The sequence below is a fragment of the Streptomyces sp. NPDC044106 genome, from assembly GCF_056433985.1.
The window spans coordinates 41306-61113 of the sequence record NZ_JBWKFZ010000024.1 but is presented as its reverse complement, the minus strand read 5'-3'; the positions used below and the strand labels follow the sequence as shown (position 1 = coordinate 61113).

At 70.0% G+C, this 19808-nt stretch carries 21 protein-coding genes; 6 read left to right on the top strand and 15 right to left on the bottom strand.

What is annotated here, in order from left to right:
• Positions 1–22 precede the first annotated feature (22 nt).
• Positions 23–937 carry an alpha/beta hydrolase gene (locus AC07DI_RS32950; protein ID WP_478908196.1) on the top strand — a complete coding sequence of 305 codons (915 nt, stop codon included), beginning with the start codon at positions 23–25 and terminating at the stop codon, positions 935–937.
• A gap of 294 nt (positions 938–1231) precedes the next feature.
• Here AC07DI_RS32950 and AC07DI_RS32945 read toward each other — a convergent pair whose 3' ends face one another.
• The 6 genes from AC07DI_RS32945 to AC07DI_RS32920 form a co-directional block, all read right to left on the bottom strand.
• Complete coding sequence (locus tag AC07DI_RS32945) at positions 1232–1555, bottom strand: hypothetical protein (protein ID WP_478908194.1); 324 nt, start codon at positions 1553–1555, stop codon at positions 1232–1234.
• A gap of 17 nt (positions 1556–1572) precedes the next feature.
• Positions 1573–1743 (bottom strand): hypothetical protein, encoded by a 171-nt coding sequence (locus tag AC07DI_RS32940; protein ID WP_478908193.1) that lies wholly within the window; start codon positions 1741–1743, stop codon positions 1573–1575.
• Between the two features lie 171 nt (positions 1744–1914).
• A complete protein-coding gene (locus AC07DI_RS32935) occupies positions 1915–2244 on the bottom strand; it encodes a hypothetical protein (RefSeq protein ID WP_478908192.1) in 330 nt (109 codons plus the stop codon).
• Positions 2245–2738: 494 nt separating this feature from the next.
• On the bottom strand, positions 2739–3158 hold the full coding sequence (locus AC07DI_RS32930; protein WP_478908190.1) for a hypothetical protein: 420 nt from the start codon (positions 3156–3158) through the stop codon (positions 2739–2741).
• Between the two features lie 26 nt (positions 3159–3184).
• Positions 3185–3835 carry an aspartyl/asparaginyl beta-hydroxylase domain-containing protein gene (locus AC07DI_RS32925; protein WP_478908188.1) on the bottom strand — a complete coding sequence of 217 codons (651 nt, stop codon included), beginning with the start codon at positions 3833–3835 and terminating at the stop codon, positions 3185–3187.
• A gap of 328 nt (positions 3836–4163) precedes the next feature.
• A complete protein-coding gene (locus tag AC07DI_RS32920) occupies positions 4164–4490 on the bottom strand; it encodes a peptide ligase PGM1-related protein (RefSeq protein ID WP_478908187.1) in 327 nt (108 codons plus the stop codon).
• Positions 4491–4699: 209 nt separating this feature from the next.
• Between AC07DI_RS32920 and AC07DI_RS32915 the strand changes: the two genes are divergently transcribed.
• Together AC07DI_RS32915 and AC07DI_RS32910 are read left to right on the top strand one after the other, a co-directional pair.
• Positions 4700–4960, top strand: a complete 261-nt coding sequence (locus AC07DI_RS32915) for a hypothetical protein (protein ID WP_478908186.1) — start codon at positions 4700–4702, stop codon at positions 4958–4960.
• A gap of 314 nt (positions 4961–5274) precedes the next feature.
• Positions 5275–5478 carry a hypothetical protein gene (locus AC07DI_RS32910; protein WP_478908184.1) on the top strand — a complete coding sequence of 68 codons (204 nt, stop codon included), beginning with the start codon at positions 5275–5277 and terminating at the stop codon, positions 5476–5478.
• Between the two features lie 377 nt (positions 5479–5855).
• Here the strand turns inward: AC07DI_RS32910 and AC07DI_RS32905 are convergent, their stop codons facing one another.
• Complete coding sequence (locus tag AC07DI_RS32905) at positions 5856–6650, bottom strand: hypothetical protein (protein WP_478908183.1); 795 nt, start codon at positions 6648–6650, stop codon at positions 5856–5858.
• A 460-nt stretch (positions 6651–7110) separates the two neighbouring features.
• On the bottom strand, positions 7111–8112 hold the full coding sequence (locus tag AC07DI_RS32900) for a helix-turn-helix transcriptional regulator (RefSeq protein ID WP_478908182.1): 1002 nt from the start codon (positions 8110–8112) through the stop codon (positions 7111–7113).
• 1053 nt (positions 8113–9165) lie between these two features.
• Between AC07DI_RS32900 and AC07DI_RS32895 the strand changes: the two genes are divergently transcribed.
• A complete protein-coding gene (locus AC07DI_RS32895) occupies positions 9166–9297 on the top strand; it encodes a hypothetical protein (RefSeq protein WP_478908180.1) in 132 nt (43 codons plus the stop codon).
• Positions 9298–9504: 207 nt separating this feature from the next.
• On the opposite strand, the gene AC07DI_RS32890 is transcribed toward AC07DI_RS32895, so the two are convergent.
• The 3 genes from AC07DI_RS32890 to AC07DI_RS32880 all read right to left on the bottom strand — a co-directional run bounded on the left by AC07DI_RS32890 (position 9505) and on the right by AC07DI_RS32880 (position 11089).
• On the bottom strand, positions 9505–9873 hold the full coding sequence (locus tag AC07DI_RS32890; protein ID WP_478908178.1) for an ArsR/SmtB family transcription factor: 369 nt from the start codon (positions 9871–9873) through the stop codon (positions 9505–9507).
• A 133-nt stretch (positions 9874–10006) separates the two neighbouring features.
• On the bottom strand, positions 10007–10486 hold the full coding sequence (locus AC07DI_RS32885) for a diadenosine tetraphosphate hydrolase (RefSeq protein WP_478908176.1): 480 nt from the start codon (positions 10484–10486) through the stop codon (positions 10007–10009).
• 72 nt (positions 10487–10558) lie between these two features.
• Positions 10559–11089, bottom strand: coding sequence for a TetR/AcrR family transcriptional regulator (locus AC07DI_RS32880; protein ID WP_384256485.1), 531 nt, complete (start codon positions 11087–11089; stop codon positions 10559–10561).
• 585 nt (positions 11090–11674) lie between these two features.
• Between AC07DI_RS32880 and AC07DI_RS32875 the strand changes: the two genes are divergently transcribed.
• Positions 11675–13408, top strand: a complete 1734-nt coding sequence (locus tag AC07DI_RS32875; protein ID WP_478908174.1) for a chitinase — start codon at positions 11675–11677, stop codon at positions 13406–13408.
• A gap of 68 nt (positions 13409–13476) precedes the next feature.
• Here AC07DI_RS32875 and AC07DI_RS32870 read toward each other — a convergent pair whose 3' ends face one another.
• From AC07DI_RS32870 to AC07DI_RS32855, 4 genes are all read right to left on the bottom strand, one after another.
• Positions 13477–13968 (bottom strand): hypothetical protein, encoded by a 492-nt coding sequence (locus AC07DI_RS32870; RefSeq protein ID WP_478908172.1) that lies wholly within the window; start codon positions 13966–13968, stop codon positions 13477–13479.
• Entirely contained in the window at positions 13965–15464 is a 1500-nt protein-coding gene (locus AC07DI_RS32865) for a helix-turn-helix domain-containing protein (protein WP_478908171.1), read from the bottom strand. Before AC07DI_RS32865 ends, AC07DI_RS32870 begins: the two co-directional genes overlap by 4 nt.
• Positions 15461–15772 (bottom strand): helix-turn-helix domain-containing protein, encoded by a 312-nt coding sequence (locus AC07DI_RS32860; protein WP_478908169.1) that lies wholly within the window; start codon positions 15770–15772, stop codon positions 15461–15463. Before AC07DI_RS32860 ends, AC07DI_RS32865 begins: the two co-directional genes overlap by 4 nt.
• Positions 15773–15883: 111 nt before the next feature.
• Positions 15884–16732 (bottom strand): class I SAM-dependent methyltransferase, encoded by an 849-nt coding sequence (locus AC07DI_RS32855; protein ID WP_478908167.1) that lies wholly within the window; start codon positions 16730–16732, stop codon positions 15884–15886.
• 171 nt (positions 16733–16903) lie between these two features.
• Here AC07DI_RS32855 and AC07DI_RS32850 point away from each other — a divergent pair, with 171 nt between their 5' ends.
• The gene (locus tag AC07DI_RS32850; protein ID WP_478908165.1) at positions 16904–19804 is read left to right on the top strand and encodes an AfsR/SARP family transcriptional regulator; all 2901 of its coding nucleotides are present in this window, start codon (positions 16904–16906) and stop codon (positions 19802–19804) included.
• Positions 19805–19808: the final 4 nt, after the last annotated feature.

The following is a 19808-nucleotide window of genomic DNA, read 5'->3' as shown; positions in this document are numbered from 1 at the left end:
AATCTCACGAAGGAAGCCAGGGATGATCCAGCACCTCGCGATCCCGCGCGGTCCCATCAACCTCGCCGCGGACCTCCACCTGCCCGACAACGCCGACAGCAGCACACCGCTGCCCGCCGTGGTGCTCTCCACCCCAGGCAGCAGCGTGAAGGAGCAGATCGGCGCCAACTACGCCTCCCGTCTCGCCGCCCGCGGCATCGCGGCGCTCGTCCTCGACCCCGCCCATCAGGGCCAGAGCGGGGGCGAGCCCCGCGACCTCGAAGACCCCTACCGCCGAGGCGAGGACATCTCCTACGCCATCGACGTGCTCACCACGACCCCCGGCATCGACCCGCAGCGCATCGGCGTCCTCGGTATCTGCGCCGGTGGCGGCTACGCCGTCCATACCGCCCGCACGGACCACCGCATCAAAGCGGTCGGCACGGTCGTCCCCGTCAACATCGGCAACGCGTTCCGCAGCTTCTCCCCCGACGGTCCGGCCGCAGCACTCGACGCCCTCGCGGACGCACGGACCGAAGAGGCCCGCTCCGGCGAGACGACCCGCGTGAACTGGCTGCCCGACACCCTCGAGGACGCCGCGGCAGCGGGCCTGACCGACATCGACACCACTCAGGCCATCACCTACTACCGCACCGAGCGCGGCGGTAACGAACACTCCACGAGCCGGCGCCTCCTGCGAAGCGACTCCCTCCTGCTGGGCTACGACGCCTTCCACCTGGCCGATCAACTCATGACCCAGCCCCTCCAGGTCATCGTCGCCGGACGCATCGGCAACACCGGCTCCTACGACATGGGCATGCAGCTGTGGAAGCTGGCCCCCAACCCCGTCGACCTCATGGTGATCGACGGCGCCGGCCACTACGAGATGTACGACGAACCCGCATACGTCGACGCCGCCGTCGAACGACTCACCAGCTTCTATGCGAACAACCTGTAAGGCACCCGAACCGGCCAGCCTATGCGGTCACAGCACTGATATGTGGGGCCGGTCTGTCAAGCGGCAGTCTTCAGCGGCGTCCGGGATACGGGTCTCGGGCGCCGCTGGTGTGCATGGGGCCGGTCGGTGCCTGGTGGCGCGCGTGTCGTTCTCGACGCGTGGTCCATGCTGAGGGTGTCCAAGATCGTCTTATGGCAAACGACATGGACACTCTCGCGACACTTGGCCCCGCAGCGCCACCCGGGCTCCACGGCAGCCCCGTCAACGAGATGGCCGCCCAACAGCCCCTTCGGGCTACAGCACCACACCTGTCGCAGTGGCTAGACTCTCGATCAATGGCGCTGAGCTGCACCAACGTGAACTACTCACTAACGCCACAGCCCAGAGCCCCAGAGAACATGGCGCGGCGCGCACCAGGTCCGGGAAGCGGTCAGCCAAGTCCGCGCCGCGGCGGGACTGCAGGAACACCGCCCGGGACGCGGAGCTCGGCGTGAACAGGATCGCGCGAAAGCCGTCCCACTTGGGCTGATAGATCAGGTCGCCGGGGAGTTCGCCGGGCGAGGGCAGGGTCTCGCGGGCCTGCGCCAGCATCGGCTCCACCGGCGGCCGCAGGACCATGAGCTCGCCGCCGCGGTTCAGTCGTGCGCGACGGTCACGAGCTTCCAGCCGGTGCCGACGCATCCCTCGTGCGGGGGCGGGAAGCGGTGGCCACGCACATCGGTGCTGTATCGGTGGTGCTGCCCGCACTCGCACTCATAGATCCCGGACTCGGGAACGATCTCGCCGGGCTCCGTGTGCTCGCTCATACCTCCGGTCTACGGCGTCGAACGCGCCCCCGCGACTCGGGCGCGGAGGTCGAGGCCGAGTCTCGTGAGACGGCACTGAATGGGGCTGTTACATCGATTCCTTAACTGCGGTGAAGAACCGAGAAGCCTCGCGACATAGTCGCGAGGCTTCTCGGAGGGTGGTGTACCGGCCTACCGGCCCAAAAGCCGGGGATCGATATCACCTTGCCGAATGTTGACCTCCGCTACACCGCGATCAGCGCCACCTCCGGCAATCCGGATGGCCTGCCGTGTCACAGCGACCGCGATGTCCGCTGCTCCGCCGGGGGTTTCAGCCGAGACCTGCACGGTGGCGCCGACGGAAAAGAAGGCGCCGGTCGGACTGTTAGACGTAGCGGTCGGCACTATTTCGTACTGCGGTTCCTTCTCCATCGCCTCGGCCATTCCTTCCCGAAGCCGTGCCCACTCATCGTCGGTGACGTCCAGCAGTAGCTGCACGTCGACTTCCCAGTCACTGGCCATTGCGGTGCATCCTCATCCGAATCTGTCTACCTGGGCTTTGCATCAGCGGCCTTGCTGACAACTTGCGTCTTCGTACCAGTGATAGGCGAGACGATCTGTGCGGTGCTCTGCCCCCAGAACCGCCCAGCGTACTTCACCTTCTTGCCGTGGGGGACAGGAGCGTAAAACGTCGCCCTGCCACCACCGGTCCTCACCGTCTGCGTTTCCTTCGCCGTCGCGGCGACAAGCGGCTTCGGCGCACCGGCACGCATCAACTTGGATGTGACCTTCAACTGGACTGAGGGGATATTGCCGTAACACTGGGCGCGGGTCTTATAGATGACACTTTTCCCCTTTTTTGACCAGTGGGGGGGCGTCCGCCGTGATATTGCAGTACGCGCGAATCGTTCTCTTGCGCGTATCTGCGCTCGCCGCGTTCAGCGTGATCCTCGTAGTTCCCTCCGTCTTCGGCGTGGGGGCGCCGTCCGAGGCGCTCGCCGAGTTCGCGGGAACCTCTACCGCACCGGCGAGGCCATTGTCTGCCTGTACCGCAGGAGGATCAGCGTGTTGTCGCGGATGTTCAGCGCCGGCGTGGGCGCGGCCTCCCAGCCCAGGCCCGCGATGACCCTCGCGTCCGCAGGCAGGGACAGCGGCCGGTGCACAGTGGTCCCGAGCCCGGCGAGCGCGGCCGCCAGGTCCTCGACGTCCTCGTGCAGTTCCTCGGCATACCTCTCCTTGATGGCCCAGCTCTCCCGGTGGCCGGCCGCCACCCGGGTCAGGCGCGGGTAGGCCCAGTCCGACCGGAAGCCCTTCAGGTTCTGGTGGTGGAACAGCTCGAAGCTGACGTCACGCTCGTGGGAGAGGTAGTTGGCGGCGGACCCGACGATGACCTCCTTGAGCGGGGTGAAGTCGTCGTGGCTGTGCAGGCGGGACATGGGGGCTCCTCTCGGAAGGCTGGGAGTCAGGAGGGTCCGGGGGGTGCGGTCACGTGCCGGTCAGCGAGCGCCCGGCCGCGGCGCACCCGCAGGGCCAGCCCGGTGGCGTCCGGCTGGAAGGTGCGCTGTTCGCTCCAGCCGGAGAACCGGAACTCTCCGGTGTCGCCGGCCGGAACGAGGGCGAGGGTGCGTCCGGCGATCGTGAGGGTGAGGACGTCACCGCTCTCGCGGTCGATCCGGGCGGCGAGGAGCGAGCCGTCCAGCGGGGCGGGGGCGTCGAAGTCCGCGAACCCGGACGGCAGCAGCGCCTCGTAGGGCAGGTGCCCGGGCCAGACGGGCGGCGGCGCGGTCGGGCACGCGCGATTGAGGAGGATCTCGCCGTGGGTCAGCAATTCCTGCCACTCCTCGGGAAACCAGGCCGCCAGCTCGGCGGTGAGCAGGGCGTCGATCACGACGTGGGCCCGGGTCACCTTCTCGCTGGTGTTGCGCACCAGGTGTTCGCGGGAGAAGTCGCCGTACCACAACGTGCCGGGCTGCCAGCAGTGTTCGACGCCGTCCAGGACGAGGACGGCGCCCGGGGCGGTGACGACGGGGATGTGCAGGCGCACGATGCCGCGGTCCAGGCGGTACTTCGGGTCGCTGTGCGCGGTGGAGACGGCCCCGGGACCCAGCGCCATCAGCCCCTACCGCGTTGAGCGGGGCGGGGAGGGAGTCCAGGGTCTCGGCGAGGTAGGGCAGTTGGACGAGCCAGCGGGTTGCCTTGAAGGGCTGCGAGCCGGGGCCGCCGGGGTCGGTGCGGTCCGGATCGCCGCCGAGACTGCGCAGGGGCAGGACCCGCCAGTCGATCGCCGCGGGCTGACCGACCTGCCCGCCGTAGGTGTGGGTGCGCTGCACGTTCCAGGTGTGGGAGGTGACGGCCGTGAGCTCGGCGGCGAGCCGGTCGGAGTCAAAGACGGGCCGGAGTGCCGCTGCGGGCGAAGTGGTGGTCAAGGGGAGCTCCCGGGGTCAGGAGGAGAAGGACACGGTGGCGGTGCCGATGTGCTGGCTGGCGTCGTAGGCGCCGGCGGGCACGGTCGCGAACCGCGCGTCGAGCCGGTCGAAGGCGTCGGCGTGGCCGTGAGCGGGGTCGCAAGCGAGGCAGAACACGAACTGGACCGGCTGCCCGGCGGAGAGCGGGATGGCGGGCATGGAGACGATCACCCCGGTGCGGGTGGCCGGATCGTAGGCGAGGCCCAGTTCGTCGAGCGCCGTCAGGAACGCGGCGAAGGACGGCACCGCCCACGTGGGTCGGACGTGGTACTCGACCACCTGCCGGGCCGGTTCGCCCCTCACGCCGACGATGCCGTGGGGACATCGCCGCTCTCGTGCAGACGGCGGGGCTCCAGGACTTCGACGAGATGGACGTCATCCGGTCGTCGCTGATCGAGTGGCGCGGGGGCGGGCCCGAGGTTTGGTTCAGTGGGCCCACCACTGCATAACGAGCTCGTTCACGTACGGTCACCGCGCTGCGAGCGCTTCGCACGCCTCTCAGATCACGCCAGTTGGAGCGAGCGGCGGCATCGGTCGGCTATCTCTTGCTCAATGGCCAGGAGCCGTTCGTGCTCCGCCGCGAGGTCGTACTCCTCGTCGCCCGTTCTCGCCAAAGCTGTAAAGCCCACGAAACGGTGGATCTGTCCTGTGAACTGATCGACGGATGGTCGAAGGTCGTCGGGGGCTTCGAGCTTCAAGGCCTCAGCGGCCTTCGGGAACCGTCGAAGGAAGTCAACGCACTCGCGTCCAACCCGCGTAGCATCCACATCTGAAAGCGTGCGGATCCGGACGACTTCCGAGAGCGGGCCGCGGAGCGCATTTCGGAGAGGTACGTCGCGTACGCCTCGCGCCGGATCTGACGCAGCCATTGCCCATGTGCACTCTGGGCCTGCCTGTCCGCTTGCTAGCGGGCACCCTTGGCAGCGATCCGGGCAGCGCCCCAGGCGCCTGCCGCACCCAGAGCAGATCCGCCTGAACGCCTATGAGCCCTGCAAGAGCCGCATCCACGTACTGCATTGTGCGCGACCGCGCGGGTTGTCCACAGGGCTCTGCAGGGATTGGTGATCCGCCCTACCGTGCTTCTCCTGTGGAGCTCACGCGCGTGGCCGACGAGGTGCTGACCGCGATGCCGGACGACGTGCACGAGGAGCTGCTCGCGCTCATCGACTCCGTGGCCGATGCCCCGCACTCGCGACCGGGGCGGACCGTGGTGTTCGGGGCGTCGAGCTGGGTCACGTGCACGGTGGCGGACATCATCGTCGAGGTGCTCGATGTTGGGTGGGTGAGTTGACTCCACATGCCCGCGGCCGTGTCAGACGGGCAGGCCGTGGCCTTGCGCCGGTCCACTCCTGGCGTCGGCCTTGGCGGTTGTCAGGAGTGGACCGGCTCGAAGGTGTCAGGGTGTTCGCCGTCTGCTCACGTATCGGGCGACTCGTTGGGCGCCCAGGACTACGGGCACTACGGCGATCCCCCCGACCAGTGCCCACAACATGCAAGCTGCCCAGGACTGATCGCTCACAGTAAGGCCGAGGAACACCCCCATGCCGGCCAACACCGCAAGCGCGGCGGTCCGTTCGGCTCGGGTGTGACGGTTCTTCAAGTCATCTGTCATCGCAGTGCTCCTCACGAGTCATGTCGTCGGCGCGGGAAGGGCGACAGCATCGCCTGTCAGTCGAACAGACCGCCGACGACTCCGGCGACGGCTCCACCCAGACCTCCTGCGACAGCCCCGGGGATGCATCCAGCTCCTCCTCCGGCTACGGCGCCCCCCACGCACCCGCTGACAAGTCCCATGGCGGTGCCCTTGGCCGCGTCGTTCACCCACTTGGGGTCGGCGACGACGGGAAAGGCCGTGGAGCCCGTGGTCTGTACCGACTGGATGAGGGTGTTGCCGTCGATGCGGTAGCTGGTGGGTATGGACTTGCCGGTAGCGTCCTTGGCCCAGGGTGTAGTGAAACCGCCGAGGAATGTGCCGTTCTTGGCGACTGCGGCGACGGCGCCGGTGTTGAGCTTGACCAAGTGGGCACCGTCGGGCAGGCCGATGTCGTAGCGCTGTTCGCGCGGGGCGGTGGCGTTCTTGAGGACGGCCAGGGCGCGGATGCCGCCGTCGGCGGTGGGCTGGATCGCGAGGTCGGTGCCCTTGGCCGCCCCGGGGTAGACGGTGGTGTTCTTGCCGGCCCTGGTGCCGATGACGTTGTTGCTGCTGGGAAGTGCGATGGATACGGCGTCACCCGTTGCGGTGACAGTCTTCGCGTCCCCGGTGGAGCGCTGGGGGATTCTGGTGCCTGACGCCGGGGTCGGGGCGATGTCACCGGTGCCGGTGGCCTTCTCGACCGCGGCCGCAGTGCTTTCGGTCTTAGAGGGGGCGTCGCTGGCCAAGGCGACGGAGGCGGTTCCGAGGGTGAGCGCGGCCGCGCTGAGGGTGGTGACGATGCCGCTGGCTATGCGCTGACGGTGGTTCATGAAAACCCTTCGTGGATGGTGCATTGGGCCCCGGCGCAGCCGATGGAGGGAGGGGGCTGGCGCCAGGGTGAGATGACCTTGGCATGCGCAAATGATCACGGGAAGGGTGTTCAACTGAGGTCGGCGCAATTGAGGGCTTTGGTCCTTGTATTTGCTGCCCCGTTAGGACCTTAGTCCTTGCATTTTCGAGCCGTTCTGATGTTTACCCCTCGCTGTTGCGCTCCTGCGGCTTTCCCGTTCATGCGGCGATGCGTCCACCCTCCGTCCAGATGCGACCGCAACCTGTGCAGTGCGCGATCGGCTGTCGGCCTTCGCCACCGTGGACGTCGATTGCACCGCCGCAATCGTGACGCTGCTCCAGGGTGTGGCGCTGCGCGGCGATGTCGAGGGCCCGCTCCACCCACCCGGCCGAGGCCGCGGCGACTCAAGCCGACTCGCACAGGCACGAGATGCCCGGCATCTAGGACAGGCGGGCGATGAGTTCCTCCCGGCCGGACACGCCCGTCTTCCGATACACCGCCTTGAAGTGGTCGTTCACCGTATGCGGCGACAGGTCGAGACGGCGGGCGATCTGCTTGGCGGACTGGCCCTCGATGGCCTGCGCGATGACCATCCGCTCCCTGCTGGAGATGCCGTACCACTGCACGAGAGCGGGCAACAGGTCGGCGGCCGGGGCAGGTTGGAGGGTCACTACCACATCCCCCGCCGTCCCCCCGTCGAGGAGCTGGGCCTGCAGGGAGAACCATCCCTGAGAGGTGGGCGCGCGGGTGATCGCCGGTGCACCCGTACGCCGCGCGGTGTACGTGATGTGCCAGAGAAAGCCGAACAGCTCCTGGTCACAGGCGGGATAGACGCCAGGCAGAAGCCTGCGCACGGCCTCGCGACCCCCTGCCGTCACCCCTGTGATCTCATCGCTCGGCCCGATGAAGACGACACACGGCGGGAACGGGGTACGCCGAGGACGCAACGACCTGCCCGTCACAAACCGCCTCACGGCCAGGGCGAGCGGCTGCGCAAGCTCCGCCGCGCGCGCGATCTCCACCGCCGAGAACGGCCTCGCCCCCCGCTCGCGCAACAGCACCAACGCGCCCCAAGCAATGCCACGTTGGGCCAACGCGACACACATCTCACTGCCGTACGAGTCGGCGGCCATGATGCTGTGCAGTCGGCGCACCTGCGGGCGCTCGTCCGACGAGCCGGAACCGAGCACGGCGACCGGGCAGGCCCCGCGAATCAGCTCGGCGACGGGGCTCTGGGTCCAGCCGAGCGCATCCTCGCTGTCCATACGGCGCCGCGCCCGCGCGTCGTAGGTGTTCTCGCAGGCCAGAAAGCAGCGCGCGCCGGTGACGGGGTCATAGCCGGTGAGCAGATAGCCGTCGTGCGGTACGGCCCTGCTCAGGTGGCTCGACACCACCTCGCCCAGCTCCGATACGGAGCCGACCCGGCCCGCCGCCTCCGACACCGCATGACCCGCCGGGCCCGCTGCCCCCATCCATGTGACCACCCAACGAGTGTGGCACACCTCACATCCCCAACTCCAGAGGGTTCATGACCTGTTGGGCGGACCGGAGTGACCCACCGGTTCACCGTCGCGGCCTGCGCGGGTGGGCGCGCCGAGCTGCGCCGTCTCCTCGCCGCTGGCTACCGCAGCGGATCCGCCAGTTCAGGCCGTGGTCCGCAGTGCAGCCGACGGGCCGATGGCCGGCGTCCCGGCTTCCCGCGCCGCACGCTCTTGCCGAGCCCGGCGCAGCGCGGCGGCCTCGGTCGCCGTGGCCTGGCGGCGGCGGCGCTGGGCGCGAGCCTGCTCCATCGGGGCCGGCGCATCGTCCGCGACGACCTCGGGCGCAGAGAAGGTCCAGCGCGTAGTCACCGGTCCCCAGATGCGCGGCGGGCTTGTTGTCGGCGGTGGTCGGGTGAGCCGGGTGGGCAGATGTGCCGAGGGCGTAGAACTCGGCTTTGCCGGTAACCGTGGCAAGCCAGGCGAGTGTGGAGCGTCGATCCGCCCACCGGTGTGATGCCGCGTCTGAGGCCAGGCCGACGGTGCGGCCAGGGGCGGTGAGGCGCAGGTCCAGGGCGAGGACTGCGAGGGCCAGGAGCATGCCCTTGGTGAGGGTCAGGCTGAGGACGTGGCGGGTGCCGGCGAGACGTCCGACCCATCCGGGCTTTGCCTTGGCGGCAATGTGCGCTGACTGCTGGACCCAGTGGTCTGCGACGGTGTGACCGACCCAGAGCATGGTGAAGGCGGCGGCGAACGTGGCGATGGCTTCAGTGTGCGAGACCATGGGTCTCCCTTTTGGCCTGCCGGTCGTCGGCTGCGACGTTGGCCATCTCCATGGGGTCGCCGAGCACGCGCAGCGCGTCCTCCAGGTGCCCGAGGCTGACGGCGCTGGCGAGCCAGCCGCGGGGTCGTCCTCGGGACCTCAGGTGATCGAGATGGTGGTGGAGGAGGTCTGGGTGAGCTGGAGCATTGCGTTGGCCCACCCGCCGGCCGGCGTCGTCCGGCGTCCGGCGACTCTTGCCCTCCGGCGGCGTCCGGATCGCGGCGAAGAAGGTCGGGTGTGTGACCCGGCAGCGCTACGAGGAGATCGTGGCCGAGCTGCGGGACGTGGTCGAGCAGCAGTCCAAGGGGCAGTTTTCGGATTGGTGACCTGGCGCTCCGCCGCGCCTTGGCCTTTGGGGGTGGGCGCGATGCCCGCTGAGGAGAGATCCACTTCGCCGACGACGAGCCCCGGCCCTCCTTGAACAGCAGCGCCATCCCGCTACCAGCTCCCTAGCAGCCCAAGGCCGAAGCCCCGCGCCACCAGAGCCACATCCAGCCTCAAGGACCCCATGAGGAGGATTCAAGTACAGGCTCTCAGGGGTGCCAGGGTGCTCCGGTCACCTGATGGTCCGCGTGGCTCAGCGCCTCCGTGACCAGTCGGCGCAGATGGCCGTCGCGCAGCGAATACACCATGCGGCGCCCGTCCTTGCGGGACTGGACGAGACCGGCGAGCCGCAGCTTGGCCAGGTGCTGGCTGACGGCAGGACGCGCCGCGCCGCTGACGCCCGCCAGCTCCGTCACGTCCGCCTCTCCCCCGGCCAGCACCCACAGCAGGTGCAGGCGCGTCGGGTCGGCGAGGAGCGCGAACACCGTTGTGGCGGCCTCCAACTGCACCCGGTTCGGGCTGCTTTGGTGACCGCTGGTCTCGCGGTGTGCGGCTGAGGGTGCGTCGCGCTCCGGCATGGCCTCATCGTAGGACCGCACAGGCCGCGTCGGGCGCCGGGTGCCCGCTTCTGGCACCCGTCGGCAGCCTCTTCGGTCCCGGACGCTCACCTTCGTGCGCTCAGAGCCCGTGCCATATCCCCGGCTGACCGACTCAGTTCTGCCCGGTCAGGCGGTCCAACTCCGCGGTGATCCGCGTCCGGAGCGTGTCGTGCCTGGACGACAGTGCGTACCGTTCGTCGTTCCAGTTCTCCCGCGGGTAGAGCCAGACCGGCATCCGCACCAGGTCGGCCGGCTCCCATGCGTATCGCGGCCACACATGCGCGTGGAGGTATCCGTCGGTGTTACCGAGGATCTCCAGGTTCACCCGCCGGAACTCCGGGTCGAGGCGTCGGCAAGCGCACTCGACGGCTTCGCCCAGGACGTCCATGTCGGAGAGGAAGGCCAGTCGCTTCGGCTTGGGCAGCTCGGACAATCGCTCCACCTGCGGATCGTCGACGAGGAGGACCGAGTAGCCCGGCAGGAACTGGACGTCCCCCATCGCCGCGAACCCCGCCGTCAACCGCCGCATCACGGCCGGGTTCTCGCCGGCCAGGGCGCTTGCGATCCGGTCCTCGCGCCACTCGTTCGTCATGGGCTGCCGACTCCGTCCGCTCGGGTGGGTCACCGAGACCTCATCTTCTCGCGGCGCGGGACGCACCTGCGCTCAGCGGTGCTGGGCGATGAGCAGGTGTGCCATCCGCCGGGCCCGGAGAGCCGCGTCGGTGTCCCCTTCCGCCGCCGAGATGATGGACCCCTTCATCAGGATGTGCCAGGAGCGGGCGAACGAGTCCGTGTCGCGCAGCTCCGCCTCTTCGGCCATGCCGGACACGAAAGAGCGGATGTTCTGCAGGTAGCCGATGCTCGCCCTGCCCAGGGGGTGCTCGCCGCCCATCTCCAGCAGGACGTTGATGAACGTGCAGGCGTCGAAGTCGTCGCTGCGGAACCAATCGTCGAAGACGTCGAAGATCGCGAGCAGCCGTTCCTCCGGCGTACCGCCACGGCTGCGGGCACCTGCCATGACGAGACCGAGCGTCCACTGCTCCTCACGGCGGGCGAGGAACTCCAGCACGAGCGCGTCCTTCGACTCGAAGTGCCGGTAGAGCGTCGCCTTGGCGACTCCCGAACGCGATATGACCTCTTCGATGCCGACATCGCGGACGCCGCGTCGCGAGAAGAGCTCGTACGCGGTTCGCAAGATCCGTTCACGAGGTGCCAGTTGGCACGTCTCTGCCGGCGGTCCGCTGTCCATCACCGTCCAGAATAGCCCTGGACAGAGCCGCCGCCCCCTGCCATCGTCTAAGTAGCGGCCCACGAGACAGACCGGTCTTTCTGTCCCGGCCCGGTCAGTGACTTCACACCCCCATCACCACTACAGGGTCCCGGTGTACGCATCAACCGGCTGGCAGCCACCGCGGGAGCAACCGGCTGTCGGCCCACCACCGGGAACTGCCCGACGGGTGGGGCAGCGGTCTCCCTGGCGCACCCCTCCCACCAGGTGAGCCGCCCCACCCGTCGGATGGCCGTCCCTGTTCCAGGACGGTGAACCGTCGCGCAGCCCGGTTGGTTCCTTCGCGGCGGCGACCTCGCTCACTCGCTTGCCGTCGGCGTTGACGGCAGCGCCCGCCCTCATCCGGTCGGTACCCACCTCGCCCACCCGGCGATCACCCACGGGTACGTGTCAAAACTATTGACAACTCAATTGGTCTGGACCAACTATGCGCACAACAGCGGTGGCCACCGTCGTTCGCTCCCCTCCTTCTCTCCTCCCTGGAGGCACCCCGTGGACCGTGTACGTCAGGGCAGACCCGGCCTTCGTCGGAGGTTCGGCGCAGCGATCGCCGTGAGTGCGGCCGCCGCACTCGCCGTCACCGCGCTCGCCGCGCCCGCGCAGTCGGCCGACGCCAAGGCCGCCGGCGTCGCAGCGGACGTCAACGTGGCCAAGAACGCCGGGTTCGAATCGGACCTGAGCAACTGGACCTGCGCAGCGAACAGCGGTACCGCCGTCACCTCCCCCGTGCACGGCGGTACGAAGGCGCTCAAGGCCACCCCGTCGGGCCAGGACACCGCCGAGTGTTCCCAGATCGTCAAGGTGAAGCCCAACTCCACGTACAAACTGAGCAGTTGGGTGCAGGGCAGTTACGCCTACCTCGGTGCCCGCGGCACGGGTACCACCGACGTGTCGACGTGGACGCCGGGCACCTCCTCCTGGCAGCAGCTCTCCACCAGCTTCACCACCGGCGCGAACACCACGTCCGTCACCGTGTACACCCACGGCTGGTACGGGCAGAGCGCGTACTACGTCGACGATGTGAGCGTCCTCGGACCCGACGGAGGCGGCGGCACCGATCCGGTGGAGATACCGGCCGTGCCGGCCGGCCTCACGGCGGGCGCGACGACGTCCACGTCGGTGGACCTGTCCTGGACCCCGGTGTCCACGGCCACCGCGTACACCGTCTACCGCGACGGCACGAAGGTCGCCTCGACAAGCGGCGCCTCCACGACCGTCACCGGCCTCACGCCGGAGACCACGTACAGCTTCCAGGTGAGCGCCTCGAACGCGGCGGGTGAGTCCGCCAAGTCGGCGGCGGTGTCCGCACGGACCACCAAGGGCGGCGGCGGAGACGGCGGCACCGTGCCCAAGCACGCGCTGACCGGCTACTGGCAGAACTTCAACAACGGCGCGACCGTGCAGAAGCTGCGGGACGTGTCCTCGCAGTACGACATCATCGCCGTCTCCTTCGCCGACGCCACCACCACACCGGGCCAGATCACCTTCAACCTGGACCCGGCCGTCGGCTACTCCTCCCCCGCCGACTTCAAGGCGGACATCGCGGCCAAGCACGCCGCGGGCAAGTCCGTGATCCTCTCGGTCGGCGGCGAGAAGGGCAGCATCTCCGTCAACAGTGACGCCTCCGCGACGGCGTTCGCCAACAGTGCCTACGCGCTCATGCAGGAGTACGGGTTCGACGGCGTCGACATCGACCTGGAGAACGGCCTCAACCCGACCTACATGACGAAGGCGCTGCGCCAGCTCTCCGCGAAGGCGGGCTCGAAGCTGGTGCTCACGATGGCGCCGCAGACCATCGACATGCAGTCCACCTCCGGTGGGTACTTCCAGACGGCGCTCGCCGTGAAGGACATCCTCACGATCGTCAACATGCAGTACTACAACAGCGGTTCGATGCTGGGCTGCGACGGCAAGGTCTACAGCCAGGGCACCGTGGACTTCCTGACCGCGCTCGCCTGCATCCAGCTGGAGGGTGGCCTCGACCCGTCACAGGTCGGCATCGGCGTCCCGGCGTCGACGCGCGGCGCGGGCAGCGGTTACGTCGCCCCGTCCGTCGTGAACAACGCCCTGGACTGCCTGGCCCGCGGCACCGGCTGCGGCTCCTTCAAGCCGTCGAAGACGTACCCGGGACTGCGCGGCGCCATGACGTGGTCCACGAACTGGGACGCGACGGCGGGCAGCACATGGTCGAACACCGTCGGCCCGAAGGTGCACAGCCTTCCGTAGCGAACGCCCGCGCGGCGGGGCGGACCGGCCACGGTCCGCCCCGTCGTCCTTGCGGCGGCCTCGCACACCTACCTCTTGCGCGACTCCACTCGGTTCCTTCGGTCCATCACCAGGTTCGCCACGATCCCCAGCAAGGTCGCCGCCGCGGAGGGCAGCCATGGGTTGGTGGCGTGCAGGCCCGGCGTGAATTGCAGGACGAACATGGCGGCGATGAAGGTCGTCAGGCAGGAGGTGACCGTCTCTGCCGCCTGCTTCGTGCGCTCCGCGGGCCGGCTGAGCCGCACCAGGAGTCGTACCGGGGTGGTGAACACCCCGGCGAGCAGTCCGCAGGGGATACTCAGCAGCGCGGCCCAGAGCAGCGTGCCCAGGCCGTCGAATTCGATCAGGTCGCTGAACGCGGCGGTGACGATCAGGACCATCAGCAGCAGGACGAGCACGACGACGGCCGCGACCCCGAGACCCAGAGCCGTCATTCCGGCTGCGACCAGCGTTTTCCCCGTGGCGCTCAAGGAGCCCCACGTGATCTCCTCTTCACGGTCCCGCTCCTGCTGTTCGCTCATCGCTGACTCCCGAGGGTGTACCGGTCCTTGACCTTGACCTCGGTGACCGACCGTCCCTCGGCGAAGACACTCCGCCAGTCGCCGATCACATGGAGCTCGTCGGTGCCCATCGCGCGGACGACGGTGAGACCTTCCTCGTACGCCTTGTAGGCCTTCATCCAGAGGTTGGAAAAAGCCTGGGAGCGGATGAGGTGCATCCAGTCGGGGCGGTAGAGCTCGCGGTTGTAGTTCGACTCCCCCATCGTGGCGACGAACTTGGAGTACATCGCCTTCACGTACTCCAGCGTCACCTCGTCGTCCTCGGCGATCGCCAGGTCCCTGGCGTCCTTGAGGGCGACACGGAACTTCTCGAGGAGGCCTTCGGTCGCGCCAGAGGTGTACGACTCGTGGATGAGGGGCGGCTCGCACAGTCCGTACTTCGGCGACGAAAGGCGCAGGAGCAGGCGCAGGGTCGGCTCGGTGATCCAGAGAGGGCCCGGTTCGTCGCGGTTGCCGATCGGGTTCGGCAGGACATCCTCGTGGTCCCAGACGGGTGGGGTGACGAGGTGGACTCCGGCGCGGCGGCGGTCGTGGGCGAAGCCGGTGGAGTGCTCCAGCTGGCCGATCGGGAGATGCGTCTTGAGCGCGGAGAGGTAGGCGCCGTTGATGTCGAGGGCCGTCACCTCGTGGGCACCGGGCGGGAGTTCGGGGCGGGTCCACTTGGGTCGGGCCTCCCAGATCTGGTCCGCGCCGCGCGAGGTCTGCTTGCGCAGGATGTCCGGGATCCAGGGGTGCGCCACGATGTCGTAACGGCCACCCTTGCGGGTCTCGTCGAGCAGGGCCATCGCGTCCGGGATGGCCCGCTTGACCAGGGCGGCCGTGGCGGCATCCACGTCGCCCGCGTGCGCGGCGAGCGCCTCCCGCACGGCGTGGCCGATCACGTCGGGCATGTCGGCGGGCGTCTGCGCCCTGCGTCCCACCGGGACGAGTTTCACCTGCCGCGCCGGGCGGGTGGAGGCGGGAGCGAGCGCGGGGGTGACCGCTGTGTTCGTGGTGCCGCACTGGGTGGGGTCCAGGTGCTGCGGGAAGCCCTCCACCTCCTCCGTGGCGGGCCTGCCGCACAGCACACACGGTTCAGGGTGGGCCAGGCGCCCGGCCGTGCTGTCGGCGGGCTCGCCTCGTCCCCCGGTCGGCGCCTGGGAGGGGGCGAAGGGCTGCGGCTCGGACTCCGGTTCGGCTTCGGGCTCGGGGTCGGGGTCGGTCCCCGAAGGCTGCGGCGCGAGCCTCGTACGCGCCGCGTCGAGAAAGTACGCGTACTTCTCCCGGACGCCACCCGTCGGTTCGCGGCCGGACTCCCAGCCGCCGACCGTGTTCGGGCTCACCCCGATGGCGCGCGCCACTTGGGCCTGCGACAGGTTCAGGGCCTCGCGCAGCGTGCGGCGTTCCTCGGCGGACGGCAGTTCCACCTCCGGCCCCGCGACGGCCAGCAGGGCGTCGATGGCGTCGAAGTCGCTCATCGCCGGGCCGCACCCCTCGCTGCGGGTCCGGCGGCGGTACGGCGCCTCGGAACGGTACGACGGCGGTCGACGGGCAGCGCCTCGCAGGCCCGGGTGGGGCCGGCGAGCAGGTCGAGCACATCGATGCCGTAGTGCACGGCGATCGCGTCGCAGTCGTCCAGGCCCCAGGCGGCGGCGCCGGACTGACGACGTGACACCTGCGTCTGGTCGACGCCCAGTACGGAGGCGAGGCCCGCTTGTGTGTCACCGGTGATCTGCATCAGCGCGGCCACAGCCGCACGCAGTCGCTCGACGGAAGACATACCCATGACCTCAGCCTAGCCAACCGGCGGGCGGCATTCGCATGTGGCTCGCGGATAACGCATGCCGTCGTCGTTTCGTGGTCTTGGTCGTTGGCCATCCGTCGGCCCCCGCCGTCATCAGTCCCTGGGCGCGCCATTCCGCCAGACGTGGACCTCCGTGCTCGGGACACGTTCGGAGAACCGGCCCGACGCGGAGGCCTCCTGAAGCATTGCGCGCAGATCGGCTTCGAAACGGTCGCGGCCGGTTCCGAACAGGTGCGGGGCCGAGTTCGACATGGAAAAGACACCGGCCACGACGTCGTCGACCGACCGTTCCAGGGGCTGTCCGCCGGGCACGACGTGGTGTTCCGGCCCCGAGAAGCCCGCCCGGGCGTACACGGCTGCCTCGCCGCCGGGGGTGCCCTGCGTCAACACGCCCCGCCCGGCGCGGCGGACCGGCCCCAAGTACCGCCTGACCAGCGCCCCCACCGCCTCGTGGGGTGGCGCCGGGTACGGGAGCCCGTCGACCGGCCGAGCCTCCGTCTTCACATCCGAGATGTGGACCAGCGCGCCGCCGGGACGGAGCATCTCCTTGACGGTCGCGGCGACCAGGTCGCGGTCCATCCAGTGGAAGGACTGGGCGAAGACCGCGACGGTGAACGTGCCGAGCCCCGCGGGGAGGTCCTCCGCGCGGGCCCGCACCCATCGCGCCCGTGCGGCCACGCCCCGCCGGACCGCCTCGCGACCCGCTTCGGCGATCATGCCGCCGTCCGGGTCCACGCCCACCACCTCGCCGAACAGCGGGGCCAGGGCCAGCGCGAGGGTTCCCGGACCACATCCCACGTCGAGGAGACGCCCCCGCACGTCGAGGCCGAGCACCTCGGCGAGTACGTCCGCCAGGCCGGGCGCGTAGGGCAGTCTTCCGCGCGCGTAATAGGGGGCCGCCCCCGCGAACAACGTCTCGTCCCACTCCCAGCCGGCCACCATGCCCGCTCGCCACCTCTCACACTTTTGACCGGCCCCCTCTTACCGCCGGCCCAGATCTGCCGCCTGCCTTCCGGACTCCGCCGGGCCGGAGGCCGCTTCCGCGTAGACGGTACTCGGGCCCCGCGCCCCCTCCGGTAATCTGGATCTTTTCCCGCAGGAGGAGTTGCATCAGTGGAGTTCCGGCTGCTTGGAGCGGTTTCCGTCGCCACTGAGGTCGGTGTGGTGCCGCTCGGACCCGCCAAGCGGCGCAGCCTGCTCGCCGCCCTGCTGCTGAGGCCCAATCATCCGGTCCCGGTGAGCCAGCTGACGGACGCGCTGTGGGACGACGAGCCGCCGGCGCGGGCCCGCGGCGTCATCCAGGGCCATGTGTCGCGGCTCAGGGTCCTGCTCGCCGGCGCGGACGCCGACATGTTCGGCGTCGAGCTGCTCACCCAGGGCTCGGCGTACGTCCTGCGGATGCCCGAATCGCTGCTCGACGCCCACCGCTTCGAAGAGCTGGTGACGCTGGCCCGCAGTCAGCGCGCCCCCGCCGATGCCGTGGCGATGTACCAGGAGGCGCTGTCCCTCTGGCAGGGTCCCGCGCTGACCGGCGCGCATCCGAGTCAGCCCCTGCAGGCGGCCGCCCAGGCCCTGGAAGAGCTCCGCCTCGCCTCCGTCGAGTCGCTGGCCACGGCGTACTCGGGGATGGGCGAGCACGCGCGCGCCGCGGCCGTGCTGCGGGCGGAGGCGAGCGTCCACCCGCTGCGCGAATCGCTGGCCGCGGCGCTCGTACGGGAACTGCAGCGGGCGGGCCGCCGCTCGGAGGCGCTCGACTGGTTCCACCGCACGCGACGGCTGCTCGCCGACGAGTTGGGGGTCGATCCCGGACGGGAGCTGGCCGACGCCTACACGGTCGTGCTGCGCGGAGAGGACGACAGGGACGAGGCGGCGCGAAGACCAGGTCCGGCCTCGCACTCGACGTCGACCTCCCTATCGACGTCGTCCGCATCGACCGCTGCCGCCACCACGGCTGCGACTTCCGTCGCGGCCGCCTCCGTGACCGACACCGCGAAGTCGGCCTCGCCTCCGGCTCCCGCACACGCCGTGGTTCCCGCCCCTGCCCCCGTGGCCGCCCCCGCCCCACCACCCGTCCACGGGCTGCCAACAGCCCCTCCGCCAGGCACGATCGACCTGCTCCCGCGCATGCCGCGCGGCTTCCACGGGCGGGCCGGGGAGCTGACCGCGCTGTCCCGGGCCGCCGCGGGCGAGGCGCCCGTCTGTCTGGTCACCGGGCCCGCCGGCGTCGGCAAGACCGCGCTCGTTGCGCACTGGGCGCACCGCAATCGCGACCAGTTCCCCGGCGGTCTGCTCTACGCCGACCTGCGCGGCTTCAGCGACACGGGCGAACCGGCCCTCCTCGAAGTGCTGCGGGAGTTCCTGCTGGCGCTGGGTGTGGCGCCGCGTCGGATACCTGAGTCGGCCGGGGCCGCGTCCGCGCTGTTCCGTTCCCTCTGTGCCGAGCGGGAACTCCTTGTCGTACTCGACAACGCGCGCGCGTCCGAGCAGGTCCGCGAGCTGCTGCCGGGCGGTGCGCAGTGCGTCACCGTGGTCACGAGCCGGTACCGGCTGCGCGGGCTGATCGCGTCCGACGCCGCGCGGCCCGTCCCCGTGGACGTACTGGAACCGGAGGACAGCACGGCGCTGCTCGCCGCGGTGCTCGGCAAGGAACGGGTGCTCGCGGAGGAGGTGGCCGCCCGGCGCCTCGCGGAGCTGTGCGGCGGGCTGCCGCTCGCGCTGCGGGTGGCGGCCGCCCGTCTCGCCGATCAGCCGGAGTGGTCGCTGAGTGCCATGTGCGGCGAACTGTCCGACGAGTCACGGCGGTTGAACCTCCTGGACGTGGAGGACACGGGCGTCCGGGCCGCGCTGCGCCTGACGGTCCGCCGGCTCCCGGCGGACGCCGCGCACCACTTCGCCCCTCTCGGGCAGCACCCTGGGACGCATGTCGACCGGTACACGGCCGCGGCTCTCGCCGGTACGGATCCGGAGACGGCCGCGGCGGCGCTGGACAAGCTCACCGCCGCGCACCTGGTGATCCGGACCGCGCCGGACCGCTGGACGCTGCACGACCTCGTCCGGTTGTACGCGCGCGGGCTCGACGCCGGGCCCGACACCTTGGTGCGGGGGCTCGACCACACGGTCGCCACGGCGCTGGCCGCCGCGGACGCGGCCGAGCCCGGCGACGAGTCGTGCTTCGCCCTGCCCGCGGACTTCCACCCGCCGCAGGCGACACGGGAGTTCACCGGCCGTGAGCAGGCCATGGACTGGTACGCGGCCGAGCGCGACGACCTGACGCTGGCGGCGGCCGCCGCACACGCCGCCGGGCTGCACGCCAGGACGTGGCGGATCGTCCTGGCGCTGTGGCCGCAGATCGTGTGGCGGGTCCGGGACGGCTGGACTTCCCTGCTGCGTACGGCACTTGAGGCGGCGCGGGCCGATGGTGACGCGCGCGCCGAGTCGCGGGTGCTCGCGCTGCTCGGCTGGGTGCTTACGGAGGAGGGGCGCACCACAGAGGCGCTGGCCCATCTGGAGGCCGCGCCCGTGCTCGCTGCCCGGGCCGGTGACGCGCGCGGGGAGGCGACCGCGCTGATCAACCTGTCGCTCGCGCAGTCGGAACTCGGCAGCCCGGAGGAAGCCTCCGAGGGATGCGCGCTCGCGGCGGAGCTGGCGCACAGCGTCGGCGACCGGAACACCGAACGGCTCGCGCTCTACCACTTGGCCCGGCACCGCCTCGATGCCGGTGAGTGGCAGCCGGCCTTCGAGACGGCGGTCGCGGCCCTCGACCTGGACAACTCCTCGCAGGCCTCGGCGGCGGCCCGGGTGCTGCTGCGCATCGTGATCGGGGAGGCGCTGCTGGGGATGGGCGACGAGGCCGAGGGCATTCGGCGCCTTGAGGCCGCGGCGCGCGAGGCGGAGGGGTGCGGTTACGACGACGGCGCGGTCCGCGCGCTCGGGGCGCTGTTGCGGGTATCGGCGGACGCGGGGCTGCAGGCACGGTACGACATGGCGCTGGTGCGGTTGATGGCGCGTACGTGAGGGT